The sequence below is a fragment of the Aurantiacibacter sp. KMU-128 genome (assembly GCF_056933515.1).
The window spans coordinates 2,875,040-2,889,104 of sequence record NZ_JBXORT010000001.1 but is presented as its reverse complement, the minus strand read 5'-3'; the positions used below and the strand labels follow the sequence as shown (position 1 = coordinate 2,889,104).

The window sequence follows — 14,065 nt, the reverse complement described above, 5'->3', positions numbered from 1 at the left end:
TGGCGGGGATGATGACCCAGCCGCTCTCCCTGACCGTCAATGGCGATCCCCGCCAGACTTCCGCCTCCACTATCGCCGATCTCGTGCGGGAGATCGGCCTTGCGCCGGAAAAGGTGGCGGTGGAGCATAATGGCGAGATCGCCCCGCGTTCGAAGCTAGGCGAGATCGCGCTGAATGACGGTGATACGCTCGAAATCGTGCATTTTGTCGGCGGCGGCTCGGGCGAGAGCGATGACAGCTGGGAAGTCGCTGGACACCGTTTCACGTCCCGCCTGATTGTCGGCACCGGCAAGTACAAGGACTTCGCGCAGAACGCCGCAGCGGTCGAAGCATCGGGCGCGCAGATCGTCACTGTGGCAGTGCGCCGCGTCAACGTCACCGATCCCGGTCAGCCGGTGCTGATGGACTATATCGACCCCAAGAAGATCACTTACCTCCCCAACACCGCCGGATGCTTCACTGCCGAGGATGCGATCCGCACTTTGCGGCTGGCGCGCGAGGCTGGGGGATGGGATCTGGTGAAGCTGGAAGTGCTGGGCGAAGCGAAGACGCTCTACCCCAATATGGTCGAAACGATCCGCGCCTGCGAAGTGCTGGCCAAGGAGGGCTTCAAGCCTATGGTCTATTGCACCGACGATCCGATTGCGGCGAAGCAGCTGGAGGATGCAGGCGCGGTGGCGATCATGCCTTTGGGCGCGCCGATCGGCTCAGGCCTCGGCATCCAGAACCAGGTGACGATCCGACTGATAGTCGAAGGCGCGAGCGTGCCGGTGCTGGTCGATGCCGGTGTGGGCACCGCGTCTGACGCGGCGGTCGCCATGGAGCTGGGCTGCGATGGCGTGCTGATGAACACCGCGATTGCCGAGGCGAAAGACCCGATCCGCATGGCACGGGCGATGAAACTGGCGGTGGAAGCGGGCCGCGATGCATATCTGGCGGGCCGTATGGGGCGGCGGAAATATGCTGATCCCAGCAGCCCGCTCGCAGGGCTCATTTGATTTGTGTGAGCGCATCCGCGCCCACATCCTCGGTGCTATTCGCTCCCCCCGGATCAAGTCCGGGGTACGCGGCACCTGCGGTCGCCCGGTCGGGCTCGGTCGTCGGCTTTCAGCCGCCGAGAAACACACAAATCAACAATCCATAATATATTAACCACGTTGCGCGACACTGGCTTCACAACAGGTGGAGTCCTTTGAAATGCCAAGCGCGCGCACTGCGTCCATGACCATCTCCGAAATGCGCGAATTTGCGGGTTTCGCCGCGCATGAGCAGGAATTTATCGAGCGCTCGCTCGATATCGCCATGGGCCGCGGCGATGCTTTCAAGAACTGGAGCCGTACGGCTGACGATCAACGCGCCATTCGCGGGCAATATATCGCCTATCGCGAATTGCGGCAGATGCGTGACCACATTCCCGGCGATGGCGGCTTTGACGGGCTCGACCACTTTATCGGTACGCTGGCGCGGATCACCGCGCAGGACCTTGCGCAGGAACAGCTTGAGGGCTTTTCCGCCTACCGCTTCCTCTATGAACGCCTGCTCGGTGCCGCCTCGCGGCCGTTTCTGCCTGCCGCCTTCTGCGCGGCGGCTGCCTTGCCCCAAATCCGGCCTGAACGACGCAAGCAATTGCTGCAATCGCTGAGCGAGTCCGCCGCGACCGCACCCGGCTGGTCCAAGCGCGAACCGGGTTTCTATCCCGAGAAGGTTGAAGAGGCGGCATGAACGCTCCGATTGCCGGAGCGCAGTTCTCTGATGTTAAAATGCCGACGCCCGCTGAATGGCGCGGCGGTTGTTTGGACCGTTTCGCAAGGACAGAACGAGCCGTTGCCCGCGCGCTCGAAGTTGCGCATCAGACAGGTGCAACGAGGTCTATCAAGCATTTGGCTGGCCAACGGCTGGCAGAGCTGAAGAAGGTACTGGAAGGGGTTCCAAAGACCGCGAAACAAGACACCCGATTAACTCAAGTGTTGCGCGATTGGGATTCAATTGAAAAGCGAAGGCCTATTCTTGCGCATGGCGTCCTTACCGTGGGGTACCAAACCGACGGGACGTGGATCGCTTTACTTGATATGACCGTTTACCGCTCAAATGCGGGCGTTGACGAGCGTTGGGCGGTCACGCAAGCCGAGGCAGAGATATTCTCGCAGAAGCTTACGAAAACCAGCGCGGCCATGGCACAGCAGCTTGGCTTCTATCAAACGCGATTTGCTGAGCAAGAGTCGCCTCGCGTGGATTAAGCCCGTCTCTTGCCGCCGCTCTTCGGCTAGAACGCCACCTGCGCGCCTGCCACTACCACATTGGTATCGACATCAGGGTCAGACCATGTGCTACCATCGGGGAAATTGCCGCCGGTGAGGAAGTTCAGCGGGGCAAAGCCGTCGACATGGACGAATTCGCCGAACAGGTTCACATTCGGCACGACCTGCCATGATGCGCCGAGCACCCATTGCGTCTGGCGGCGCCACGGCGCGCCCTCGGGCCCGGCGAAGAAGCGGCTGAATTCGCCCGAAATGCTGATCGAGCGCTCGCCATTGGCCAGCCGCTGGCCGAAGCCGTAGCGTCCACCGAGCGTCAGCGCGGAAGGCGCGAATGCTTCGAACTGGCTGAGCGGATTGGCCGGATTAGGCACCTGCGTGCCCGCCCATACCTGCGTTGTTTGCGCATATTCGGCCAGCAGATCGAGATCGCCGTAATCGAGCCGCGCATAGGCCGCGACGCCCGGATTGTTGTCCGCACAGGGGTTGAAGTGGAAGATCGGATAGCCTTGGCAATAGGCCGTGCCGTGGATGTAGCTGCCGCCCACCATCAGGCTGTTGCCCACTCCCCCCAGATCGAGCGTATAGCGCGCATCGACCGCGAAATTGTTGAGCCGCGAGGGGACAGAAGTGCCTTCCACCGGAACATTGGCCGAGCGGAACTGCGCCCCGCCCTGCACCGCCATTGCGCGGACATGGAAGCCATCCGAATAGAAGCCGACCTGCGCGCCATAGGCGAGCGGGGCGAAGGCGTGCCAATTGGTCGAATTGGTGAAAGGGTTGAGCGTGTCGTTGAGGCCGAAGGGCACATCCATCTTGCCGATCAGCGCATAGACGGGCGCTTCGTCGAGATCGCCGTACATCACCCAGCCGCGGCGCAATTGCAGCTGGTTGCGGCTGAGCGCGGTAATCGTGCCCGCACCAAAGCTCTGCTGCGGATCATACAGCACTTCGGCAAAGGCCGTCACGCGTGGGGCGACCTGCGCGGTGACCGCTGCCGAGACCGAGTGCAGCACCGCTTCGGAGACATTGCTGCCGAGCTGGTTGTTGCTGGTCGGGTGGCGCATCAGATAGCCGAACTGGCTGTCGGTATCGGTCCACTGGTAATTGGCAATCGCGGTGACCTGGCCTGAAATCGTCACGCGGTTATCGAGCAAACCGTCCTGCTGGGCTTCGAGCAGCACCAGCGGGCGGGTGGTGATGTTCTCGGTGTGGTCGAGAATGGCGAAGGCATACTCGCTATTGGTGCCGATAAAGCCGGATGCGCGATGCGGATCGTCATTGCCGTGGCTTGCCTGCGCCTGCGGTGCGGAAGGCTGCGAACGCGCCTGCATCACGGGCGGCGGAGGCGGCGGCGGCAGGCGCGGGGGCTGGGCACGCTGTTCGCTTTCCAGCTCCTCAACCTGCTCGCGCAAGGCTGCATTCTCGTCCGCCAGCGCATTCAGCCGCGCCTCCATTGCCGCGAGGCGCGCATCGATATCGCCCGCGTCTTGCGCCGCGGCGGCGGAGGGGAGGAGCGCTAGACCGGCAACCGAGGCGAGCAGGCCGGTAAGAACAGTGTGGCGAGCCGAGACCGCAGCAAAAACACGCATTGGAAGCAATATCCCTGATCAATTGTCCCCGCCGCAAAGCCTTTGCAGCGTTGCGGGTTTAGAGGATTGATCAGCGCATATGCCGGAACAGGGTGAAGATTCGGTTCACCGCGTTCTACAGACCTTCGGAGTAGGTCGCCGCCTTCCTAGTAGAGCGCTTCCAGCCGCTCGCCATAGGCTTCCTTGATAAAGCCGCGGCGGATTTTCATTGTCGGCGTCATCTGGTCGTTATCGACCGAGAACGGCTCGTCCGCGAATTCGAACTTGCGCACCTTCTCGATTACCGAGAGGTCCGCATTGGTGCGGTCAATCGCTGCTTTGATTGCGCTGCGGAAAGCGGGCAGGTCTTGCAGCGCCTTCAAGTCGAACGGAATGTCGTTCTCGCGCGCCCAGCTGAGCGCCCATTCGGCATCGGGCACGATCAGCGCGACCATATAGGGCTTCTTGTCGCCCACGATCATCGCCTGGCTGATTTCGGGTTGCAGCGTCAGCATCCCTTCGAGCTTTTGCGGCGCGACATTGTCGCCCTTGTCGTTGACAATAATGTCCTTCTTGCGGTCGGTGATCTTGATCCGGCCCTTTTCGTCCAAGTGGCCGACATCGCCCGTATGCAGCCAGCCGCCCGCCAGCGTACGCTCGGTATCTTCGGGCCGCTGCCAGTAACCGGTCATCACCAGCTCCCCGCGCACGAGGATTTCACCGTCATCCGCGATCTTCACCTCTACCCCGCGCATCGGCGGGCCGACCGTGTCCATCTTGAGTCCGACCTTGGGCCGGTTGCAACTCAGGACCGGGCCGCTTTCGGTCTGGCCATAGCCTTGCAGCATGGTGAGGCCCATCGCTTCGAAGAAATTGCCGACTTCGGGATTGAGCGGCGCGCCGCCCGACACCATCGCCTTCATCCGCCCGCCGAACTTGGCACGAATTTTGGGGCGCAGCGTCTTTTCGAGGATCAGATCCATCGGCCGGTCGAGCAGCCGCTTGGAGCCATGCTCGCTTTCATGCGCGGTGATCTGGAGCGCGCGGGACATCAGGTAATTGGCGATCTTACCTTCCTTCTCGATCTGCTTCATGATCCGCGTGCGCAGCACTTCGAACAGGCGCGGGACAACCACCATGATGGTGGGCCGCGTTTCCTCGATATTGCTGGCGAGCTTTTCGAGGCCTTCGGAATAGAAAATCTCTGCCCCCACACCGATGGGCAGGAATTGCCCGCCCGAATGCTCGTAGGCATGGCTCAATGGCAGGAAGGATAAGAAGCGTTCGTCCTTGATGCCGAAATCCTCGGTCAGGATTTCCGCCGCGCCTTCGACATTGCACAGGATGGCGGCGTGCGGCTGCATCACGCCGCGCGGGGCACCGCTGGTGCCGCTCGTGTAGATGATGCAGGCGGTGTCCGGCCGCTTGATATTGGCGATACGGGCATCGACTGCCGCGCGCGCAGCGGCGGCATCGCCCGCCATCATCGCGTTCCAGTCATGCAGGTCGAACGAGCCCGATTGCGCGGTGGAAACGCCTTCCATCACCACAACATGGCGGACCTTGCCGGTGGCCATGATTGCGGAAAAGAGCGGCTTGGCCAGCTTGGCATTGGAGACGATCACCGCGCTCGCGCCCGAATCGTCGAGAATATGGCTGTGATCGCGCTCTGTATTCGTCGTGTAGGCAGGAGTCGTGATGCAGCCTGCCGCCATGATGGCGAGATCGGCAATGCACCATTCGGGGCGGTTCTCGGACACGATCACCACCCGGTCGCCATCGCGCAGACCGATGGCGCGCAGGTTTTCCGCCATCAGGCAGACCCGCCGCGCGACCTCGGCCCAACTGATGGTTTGCCATGTGCCTTCATGCTTGAAGCCGAGAAACGGCGCTTCGCCCATGGCGTCCGCCCGTTTCAGAAACAGCTCGACCAGATTCTGGGCGTTTTCGATGTCCTGCAGCACGCAAATGTCCTTCCCGAATGCGCCGGTTGGCCCGGCGGCTTTTCGTTACACTGGCGAATTAGGGCGCATGAGGCCGGTGGGCAAGGGTTCGCCTATGGAATGGTGAGACCGGTCGCGATGCCTTCGCTGCGCGGATCGGCCGCGCCGATCCAGCGGCCATCGCGCAATTCGACCGCATTGGCCTTCAAAGGCAGATCGCGCTGGGTGACGGTGTGGCCCATCGCCTGCAGGGCTTCGATCAGGCCGGGCACGACGTTGTCCTGTTCCACCGCGATGGTATCGCCGGGAGAAAACAGCATGGGCATGGCGATCGCGTCCTGCGCGCTCATATCCCAGTCGATATAGCCCATCAGCGCCTTGGCGACCTGAACCGGAATGGTCGGCCCGCCTGCTGCTCCGATCGCGAGCACGACATTGCCGTCCGCATCGAACACGATGGTCGGCGACATCGAGCTGCGCGGGCGTTTGCGCCCTTCGACCCGGTTGGCCACGGGCAATCCATTGACTTCCGGACGGAAGCTGAAATCGGTCAGCTCGTTGTTGAGATAGAAGCCGCCGAACATCAGCCCCGATCCGAACGGCCCTTCGATGGTGGAGGTCCAGGAGACGACGTTGCCGCTGCTATCGGCAACCGAGAAGTGGCTCGTTCCGTTCTCCACCGGCTCGTCCCCGTCGGCAAGCGCCATGCTCGCCCCTGCGGGCGTGCCCGCAGCCACGCCGGCCATCCGCGTATCGGGCGACAAGAGCAGGCTGCGCTGCGCCAAATAGGCGGGATCGACCAGTCCACGCGCGGGCACCTGCACGAAATCGGCATCGGCAAGGTAAAGCTCGCGATCGGCATAGGCGAGACGCTGGCTCTCGGCGAACAGGTGCCACGCGACCGGGCTGTCGGCACCCATGGCGGCGATATCGAAGCGTTCGAGCTGGCCGAGGATCGCCAGCACGGTGGTCGCCCCAGAAGATGGCGGCCCCATCGAGCAGATCGTATATTCGCGATACGGCCCGCACAGCGCATCGCGCTCGCTCACGCGGTAGCTGTTAATGTCGTCGGCCGTCATGTCCGCCTCGCCGGGCGTATTGGCAGCGACATGACCAGCTAGTGGCGCGGCGATTGTCTGGTAGAAATAGTCGGGCCCGGCAGCCGCGATATTTTCCAGCGTTTGCGCCAGTGCTTCATTGGTGACGCGCGTTCCGGGGGGCAGCGGATTGCCATCAGCGTCGAAGAACAGCGCGCGACCAGCCGCTTCATGCGCGGCGCGTTCGGGCACGCGGGCGGCAAAGGCCGCCCCGCGCTCGCTCAGCACCCAGCCGTCGCGCGCCAGCCGGATCGCGGGCTGGAACAGGTCGTCCCAAGCGAGCACGCCAAAGCGCGCGTGGGCCTCTGCCGCCAGCGCGATATTGCCCGGCACGCCGACCGAGCGTCCGCTGATCACCGCCTCGCGAAAGCCGAGCGGCTCGCCGTCTTCGTCGAGGAACCAGTCCGGTCCGGCGGCAAGCGGGGCATATTCGCGCCCGTCAAGCGTGACCAGCCCGCCTTCGGCATCGCTGCGCACGAAGAACCCGCCGCCGCCGATCCCGGAGCTTTGCGGCTCGACAACGGTCAGCGCCAGCATCACGGCAATCGCCGCATCGGTGGAACTGCCGCCCTGCCGCAGGATTTGCGCGCCCGCCTCGGTCGCGCGCGGATCGGCGGCGCTGACGGCCCCGCTCTGGCTGGCGGGCGGAGGCGCGGTAACCGGCTCTGGCGCGGGCTGCGCAGTGGTCTGGCAAGCAGCCAGCGCAAGAAGCGCGGGCGCGGCGAGGATGAGGCGAAGCGGTGTCATACCGCCGATTGCTATTCGCTTCCGACCGCTTCGGCAATGGTGGCAAAGCCATCACGCTGCATCAGTGCTGCCAGATCGCGGTTGATGCGCTTCGCCAGGCCCGGCCCTTCATAGACCAACGCGCTATAGAGTTGCACCAGATGCGCCCCTGCACGGATGCGTTCCCACGCATCCTCCGCATTGGTGATGCCGCCGACGCCGATTAGCGGCAATGCGCCTTTGGCCACGGCATAGAAGCGTCGCAATTGCGCCAGAGCGAGCGGTTTGAGCGGTGCACCCGACAATCCGCCCGCCTCGCCCGCTTGGCGCGAGACGAGCGCGGGGCGCGAAATGGTGGTGTTGGAGACGATCAGCGCGGCAATGCCATTGTCCAGCGCCGCACGAACGATCCGTTCGTGATCGCCGTCCTCTAGATCGGGCGCGACTTTGAGGAAGACCGGCGGCTGGCCTTCGTTCCGCTGCGCGGCGAGAGCTTCCAGCAGTGCCTCTAGCTCCCCCTTGGCTTGCAGATTGCGCAGGCCCGGCGTGTTGGGCGAGCTGATATTGACGGTGATGTAATCCGCCACATTCGCCATGGCGGCAACGCCCATGCAATAGTCGGCAATCCGGTCGTCGGTATCCTTGTTCGCCCCGACATTGACGCCGACCAGCCCCCGGTCGCGCCCGCGTTTGAGCAGGCGGCGATGCGCGGCTTCCATGCCGCCATTGTTGAACCCCATGCGGTTGATGACCGCGCGGTCTTCGGCCAAGCGGAACAGGCGCGGCTTGGGATTGCCCTCCTGCGGGCGCGGGGTGAGCGTGCCGACCTCGACATGGCCGAAACCCAGCGCCAGCATCGCGCGCGGCACCTCCGCATCCTTGTCGAAGCCGGGCGCGAGCCCCAGCGGCGTGGGAAAGCGCAACCCCGCCACTTCGACGCTCAGACCCGCCGGATAGTCCGCAATGCGTTTGCCGGGCATGGCTTTGAGCCCGGCGATGGTCAGCCGGTGCGCGCGCTCCGGATCGAGGGCATGGATGGCGGGACGAAGGGTCGAAAACAGCATTTTCGGCCTTTGGCAGCAGAACCCCCGCAGGCGCAACGCCATTGCGATGCAGTTGCAAAACAAAACGCGAAAAATCGCATGGGAAACACGCTCTGTCGCCTTCTTACAATAGCACAGAGCGCGAATCAGCTAATCCAAATTTGCGACCCGAAGGGCTCGGAACGCAGGGCGTAACGAGTTCTCCACTTTACGGGCGGCGATCCCTTGGATCGCCGCCCATTTTTTTGGCCCCCTTCCCCTGCCTTGCGCATTGGCTTAGGCAAAAGCGCAAATGACCGAGGAAGGATCGCCTGTATGAATTCGCCACTTCTCCGCGCCGCTTTGCTTGCCTCGGCCGCGTTGACGCTATCCGCTTGTGCCGCAAACCAAGCCGAGGTGCCCGCCACCGCCACCGCTCCCGTTCCTGCCGATATCGACACCTTCTTCGAAGAATATGACGCCGCCACGCTCGCCATGTCGCCGCAGGGGAAGACCTATCGCGGCATTCGCGACGCGGATTATGACCTTTGGACCGACCCTTCCGATGCTGCCGAAGATGCCCGCCGCGATCTGCGCCGCACCTATGTGCAGCGGATGCAGCGCGAGTATGATCTGGCGGCGCTCGAGGGACAGGATGCGCTGTCCTATCGCCTGTTCGAAGCGGTGTCGGATCGATCCGAACTGCTCGAACCCTATCGCGATTATGGATACATCTTCGACCAGATGAACGGCGCGCAGAGCGGGATTCCCGCTTTTCTGATCAACACCCACACCGTTAGCGAGCCCGCCCACGCCCGCGCCTATATCGAGCGGATTGCCGGGATCGGGCCGCATCTCGACACGCTGGTGGCGCAATCGGCCGCGCGCGCGGATCGCGGCATCATGCCGCCCGACTGGGTCTATCCCTATGTGCTGAGCGATATCGACAATCTGCTGGCGGCAGGCATGGACAATGCCGTGCTGGAGGATTTTCGCGATGAAGTCGCGTCGCTGGATTTGCCGGAAGACGAATCGGGCAGCATGATTACTGCCGCCGAAGCCGCCTGGCGCGATTACGCCGTCCCCGCCTATGCCCGGCTGCGCACCGAAATGCTCCGCCAGCAAGCGACGGCACCAACCGAAGACGGTGTCTGGCGTTTCCCCGATGGCGCTGCCTATTACGATGCGCTGCTAAGCTATTACACAACAACCGATCTGACCGCAGACCAAATCCACGCCATCGGCCTGCGCGAGGTCGAGCGAATCCACGGCGAGATGCGCGCGATTATGGTGCAGGTGGGGTTCGAAGGGACCTTGCAGGAGTTCTTCGCCTTCACCCGAAGCGATCCGCGCTTTTTCCACACCAGCCGCGAGGACTACCTGGCCGAAGTCGATGCCGTGGTTGCGCGGATGGAAGCGCGGCTGCCCGACTATTTCATCACGCTGCCGCAATACGAATTGCGCGTGCAGCCGGTCGAAGCCTTCCGTGAACAGAGCGCGGGCAAGGCGTTTTACCAGAGCCCCGCACCCGACGGATCGCGCCCAGGCACCTATTATGTGAACCTGTTCAATCTCAATGACATGAGCCGCAACGAGCTGGAGGCGCTGGCCTATCACGAAGCGGTGCCCGGCCACCATATGCAGCGTTCGATCCAGACCGCGCTCGGCGATCTGCCACCCTTCCGCCGGTTCGGCGGCTTTACCGCCTATACCGAGGGCTGGGGCCTCTATTCGGAGGAACTGGCGAAAGACATGGGCTTCTACACCGATCCCTATTCCGATTTCGGGCGACTTGGCATGGAGTTGTGGCGCGCCACGCGGCTGGTGGTGGATACCGGCATCCACTCGCAACGCTGGAGCCGCGAGGAAGCGATTGCCTATCTCACCGAGAACACGCCCAATCCCGATGGCGATATCCGCAAGGCGATCGAACGCTATATCGTCTATCCCGGACAGGCGACCGCCTACATGATCGGCAAGCTCAAGATCATGGAACTGCGCGAGCGGGCGCGCAGCCGGTTGGGCGAGGATTTCGATATCCGGATGTTCCACGAGGTGGTGCTGACCAACGGGCCGGTGCCGCTCGACATACTCGAAGAGCAGGTTGATGCATGGATTGCATCAGAGCAGCGTTAACCATAACTGCATGAGAATGTCGCTGCGATACAATGGAAGTGCGCGCAGGCCCGCTATGAAGGCAGTGCACATAGCGCCGCCAGCCTTGTCACCGCGGCTGGACATGGCGCGTGCTTCGGGTCTGCATGGCAAGCGGGTCGCACTTGGCTAGCCATGCAGTCCCGTTTCATTCTCGAATATTATGATCCGCCCGCGCATCTGTCGCGGCATCTCACCGTGCTATTCTTCTTCAAGACGGAAGAGCCGGTGGTGCATGACGCGCATTCCGGCGGGTTGGGGCAACTGACGCTCTTTCCTGTCGGATCGGGCAAGATGGAGTTCGAGGATTACACGCAGGATGTCTTCGCGCGGGCCAATCTAATGAGCGGTCTTTCGCGCGCGCGGCGTTTTACGATGTACGGGCCGTGGGACACGATCGGTGCCACGCTGACACCGCTCGGTTGGGCGGCGCTGACCGACGCGCCCGCCAATCACCATATCGACCGGTTCTTTCCGGCGCGCGAATTGCTCGGTGAACGGATAGACCTGTTTGCCGATGATCTGAGCACGCGTTATCAGGCCGGCGAAATCTCCCCCGAAGCCGCCTGCATGGAGCTCGGCGAGTGGATCTTCGAGCGGCTCGGCACCGTGCCCGAACGCCACGAAGCACTGATCGAGGCGACCATTGGCTGGCTGGGCAGCGCACTCAATCCCGATATCGAAGCGCTGTTCGACACGCTTGCCTATTCGCGTCGCCAGTCGGAGCGACTGGTCGAACGCTATTTCGGCTTTCCGCCTGCTGCCTTGTCGCGCAAGTACCGCGCGCTGCGCGCCGCCGCCATGCTGAGCCGCGAAGACCTCACCGATAGCGAAGCAACCGCGATTGCCGATGCCTTTTACGACCAGCCGCATATGGTGAAAGAGATCAGACATTTCTCCGGCTTCACCCCCTCGCGGCTGGGCGGGGAGGACCAGCCGATCATGAAAACGCTGATCCAAATGAAGAATTTCAAACGGTTGCAGGATTTTCGGGCGTCTTGATCGGTTACGCTCGCCCATCCGGGCGGGCATCCTCGGTGCTATTCGCTCCGCGGGGACTTCGTTCCCGCTGCGCGGCACCTGCGGGTCGCGCTGTGCGCTCGGTTGGCGCCGTTGGCGCCAATCCAATCGCTTTCCATTGTGCGCAATACTCGGGCGCGACCAGCGCACGACCTAGGGCGACTGCCCGCCCGCAGCGGGCGCGCAGCGCAGCGGAGCGCGTCTAGCGAGGACGAAGCCGCGGATGCGGCTTCGAAAGGAGAAAATGCTAACGACTCGCAACAAACCGGAATCGCTTGATTCTGCGGCGCGGATGCTCAAATGGCTAATCGGAACAATTCAGTCCGATTAACGAGCCGAGCGAAATGCGCCTGTCCAACCTTGCCGACTATGCGGTCGTCACCATGAGCGCCGCCGCGCGCCATTGCGGTGGCGGACGCACGTCTGCAGCCGAGCTGGCGAGCGAGACCGGGCTGCCCGTGCCGACGGTGCAAAAGGTGGTGAGCAAGCTCTCCGCCGCCGGCCTGCTCCGCTCGACACGCGGTGCGGGCGGTGGATTGCAGCTGGCGCGGCCCGCGGCGGCGATCACGGTGGCCGATATTGTCGAGGCGGTAGAGGGGCCGATTGCGCTCACCTCCTGCGTCACCGGCGCCGAATGCGTGGTCGAGCAGAATTGCGCGGTCAAACCGCATTGGCCGCTGGTGAACGCCGCTCTGCGCGGCGCACTCGCCAATATCTCGCTGGTGCAGCTGGCGCGAAACGAAACTCACGAACAGGAAGTCGCATGACCGATCAGGTTGACCTCAAAGACCGCTCCGAAATGGATGCAGAAGCCAAGGCGGCGGCCGCCAAGGCTGCCGAATACGAGCATGGCTGGTCGTCCGATATCGAGACCGAATTTGCCGAGAAGGGCCTCACCGAAGACACGGTGCGGTTTATCTCGGCGAAAAAGAATGAGCCCGAATGGATGCTCGACTGGCGGCTGAAAGCCTTCCGCCTGTGGCAGACCATGGAAGAGCCCGATTGGGCCAAGCTCGGCTATCCCGAAATCGACTATCAGGACGCCTATTACTTCGCCGAGCCGAAGAAGAAGCCCAAGCTCGAATCGCTCGATGAACTCGATCCCGAGATCAAGGCGATTTACGACAAGCTAGGTATTCCGATTGCCGAGCAGGAAGTGCTCGCAGGCGTCGAAGGCGCGCGCAAGGTGGCGGTGGATGCGGTGTTCGACTCTGTTAGCGTCGCCACTACGTTTCGCGAGGAATTGAAGAAGGCGGGCGTCATCTTCCTCTCCATTAGCGAGGCGATCCGCGAATATCCGGAGCTGGTGAAGAAGTGGCTCGGCAAGGTCGTGCCGCAGAAGGATAACTTCTTCGCGACGCTCAATTGCGCGGTCTTTTCGGACGGCACCTTCGTCTACATCCCCGAAGGCGTACGCTGCCCGATGGAGCTTTCGACCTATTTCCGCATCAATGCGGAGAATACGGGGCAATTCGAACGCACGCTGATCATCGCCGAGAAGGGAACATACGTCTCCTATCTCGAAGGCTGCACCGCGCCGATGCGCGACGAAAACCAGCTCCACGCCGCCGTGGTCGAGCTGGTGGCGATGGAAGATGCCGAGATCAAATATTCGACCGTGCAGAACTGGTATCCCGGCGATGCCGAGGGCAAGGGCGGGATCTACAATTTCGTCACCAAGCGCGGACTGTGCCAAGGTGCTCGCAGCAAGATTTCATGGACGCAGGTCGAAACCGGCTCTGCGGTGACGTGGAAATATCCGTCCTGCGTGCTCAATGGCGAAGACAGTGTAGGCGAATTCTACTCGGTCGCGGTTACGAATAACCACCAGCAGGCCGACACCGGCACCAAGATGATCCACAACGGCAAAGGCAGTCGCTCGACGATCATCTCCAAGGGGATTTCGGCGGGCAAGAGCAACAACACCTATCGCGGGCTGGTGCGCGTGGCGGCGAATGCCGATGGCGTGCGCAACTTCACCCAGTGCGATTCGCTATTGCTCGGCAGCGAATGCGGCGCGCACACCGTGCCCTATATCGAGGTGAAGAATCCGAGTGCCCAGATCGAGCACGAGGCGACCACCAGCAAAATCTCCGACGACCAGCTCTTCTACGCGATGCAACGCGGACTGGGCGAGGAAGAGGCGGTGGCGCTGATCGTCAACGGCTTTGCGAAAGACGTGCTAAAAGAACTGCCGATGGAGTTTGCGGTGGAAGCGCAGAAGCTATTGGCGATCTCACTTGAAGGTTCGGTCGGATGAGTGCGCTCCCTATCAAC

At 62.6% G+C, this 14,065-nt stretch carries 11 protein-coding genes; 7 read left to right on the top strand and 4 right to left on the bottom strand.

What is annotated here, in order from left to right; translation table 11 throughout:
* The first annotated feature begins 11 nt into the window (after nt 1-11).
* The 3 genes from thiS to ACS0VV_RS14095 all read left to right on the top strand — a co-directional run bounded on the left by thiS (nt 12) and on the right by ACS0VV_RS14095 (nt 2,237).
* Nucleotides 12-998: a sulfur carrier protein ThiS gene (gene thiS, locus ACS0VV_RS14105; RefSeq protein ID WP_483533324.1), complete on the top strand. Its 987-nt coding sequence runs from the start codon at nt 12-14 to the stop codon at nt 996-998.
* Nucleotides 999-1,221: 223 nt separating this feature from the next.
* Nucleotides 1,222-1,722 carry a hypothetical protein gene (locus ACS0VV_RS14100; protein ID WP_483533323.1) on the top strand — a complete coding sequence of 167 codons (501 nt, stop codon included), beginning with the start codon at nt 1,222-1,224 and terminating at the stop codon, nt 1,720-1,722.
* Nucleotides 1,719-2,237, top strand: coding sequence for a hypothetical protein (locus ACS0VV_RS14095; RefSeq protein ID WP_483533322.1), 519 nt, complete (start codon nt 1,719-1,721; stop codon nt 2,235-2,237). Before ACS0VV_RS14100 ends, ACS0VV_RS14095 begins: the two co-directional genes overlap by 4 nt.
* A gap of 26 nt (nt 2,238-2,263) precedes the next feature.
* On the opposite strand, the gene ACS0VV_RS14090 is transcribed toward ACS0VV_RS14095, so the two are convergent.
* The 4 genes from ACS0VV_RS14090 to ACS0VV_RS14075 all read right to left on the bottom strand — a co-directional run bounded on the left by ACS0VV_RS14090 (nt 2,264) and on the right by ACS0VV_RS14075 (nt 8,656).
* A complete protein-coding gene (locus tag ACS0VV_RS14090) occupies nt 2,264-3,847 on the bottom strand; it encodes a hypothetical protein (protein ID WP_483533321.1) in 1,584 nt (527 codons plus the stop codon).
* Nucleotides 3,848-3,993: 146 nt separating this feature from the next.
* Nucleotides 3,994-5,727: an AMP-dependent synthetase/ligase gene (locus ACS0VV_RS14085; protein ID WP_483533561.1), complete on the bottom strand. Its 1,734-nt coding sequence runs from the start codon at nt 5,725-5,727 to the stop codon at nt 3,994-3,996.
* A 155-nt stretch (nt 5,728-5,882) separates the two neighbouring features.
* Entirely contained in the window at nt 5,883-7,613 is a 1,731-nt protein-coding gene (ggt, locus tag ACS0VV_RS14080) for a gamma-glutamyltransferase (RefSeq protein ID WP_483533320.1), read from the bottom strand.
* Between the two features lie 11 nt (nt 7,614-7,624).
* A complete protein-coding gene (locus ACS0VV_RS14075) occupies nt 7,625-8,656 on the bottom strand; it encodes a quinone-dependent dihydroorotate dehydrogenase (protein WP_483533319.1) in 1,032 nt (343 codons plus the stop codon).
* Nucleotides 8,657-8,950: 294 nt separating this feature from the next.
* Between ACS0VV_RS14075 and ACS0VV_RS14070 the strand changes: the two genes are divergently transcribed.
* The 4 genes from ACS0VV_RS14070 to sufB all read left to right on the top strand — a co-directional run bounded on the left by ACS0VV_RS14070 (nt 8,951) and on the right by sufB (nt 14,048).
* The gene (locus tag ACS0VV_RS14070) at nt 8,951-10,750 is read left to right on the top strand and encodes a DUF885 domain-containing protein (RefSeq protein ID WP_483533318.1); all 1,800 of its coding nucleotides are present in this window, start codon (nt 8,951-8,953) and stop codon (nt 10,748-10,750) included.
* A gap of 153 nt (nt 10,751-10,903) precedes the next feature.
* A complete protein-coding gene (locus ACS0VV_RS14065; protein WP_483533317.1) occupies nt 10,904-11,770 on the top strand; it encodes a helix-turn-helix domain-containing protein in 867 nt (288 codons plus the stop codon).
* Nucleotides 11,771-12,132: 362 nt separating this feature from the next.
* Nucleotides 12,133-12,555 carry an SUF system Fe-S cluster assembly regulator gene (locus ACS0VV_RS14060; protein ID WP_483533316.1) on the top strand — a complete coding sequence of 141 codons (423 nt, stop codon included), beginning with the start codon at nt 12,133-12,135 and terminating at the stop codon, nt 12,553-12,555.
* Complete coding sequence (gene sufB / locus ACS0VV_RS14055) at nt 12,552-14,048, top strand: Fe-S cluster assembly protein SufB (protein ID WP_483533315.1); 1,497 nt, start codon at nt 12,552-12,554, stop codon at nt 14,046-14,048. The genes ACS0VV_RS14060 and sufB overlap by 4 nt, the downstream gene beginning before the upstream one ends.
* Nucleotides 14,049-14,065 lie beyond the last annotated feature (17 nt).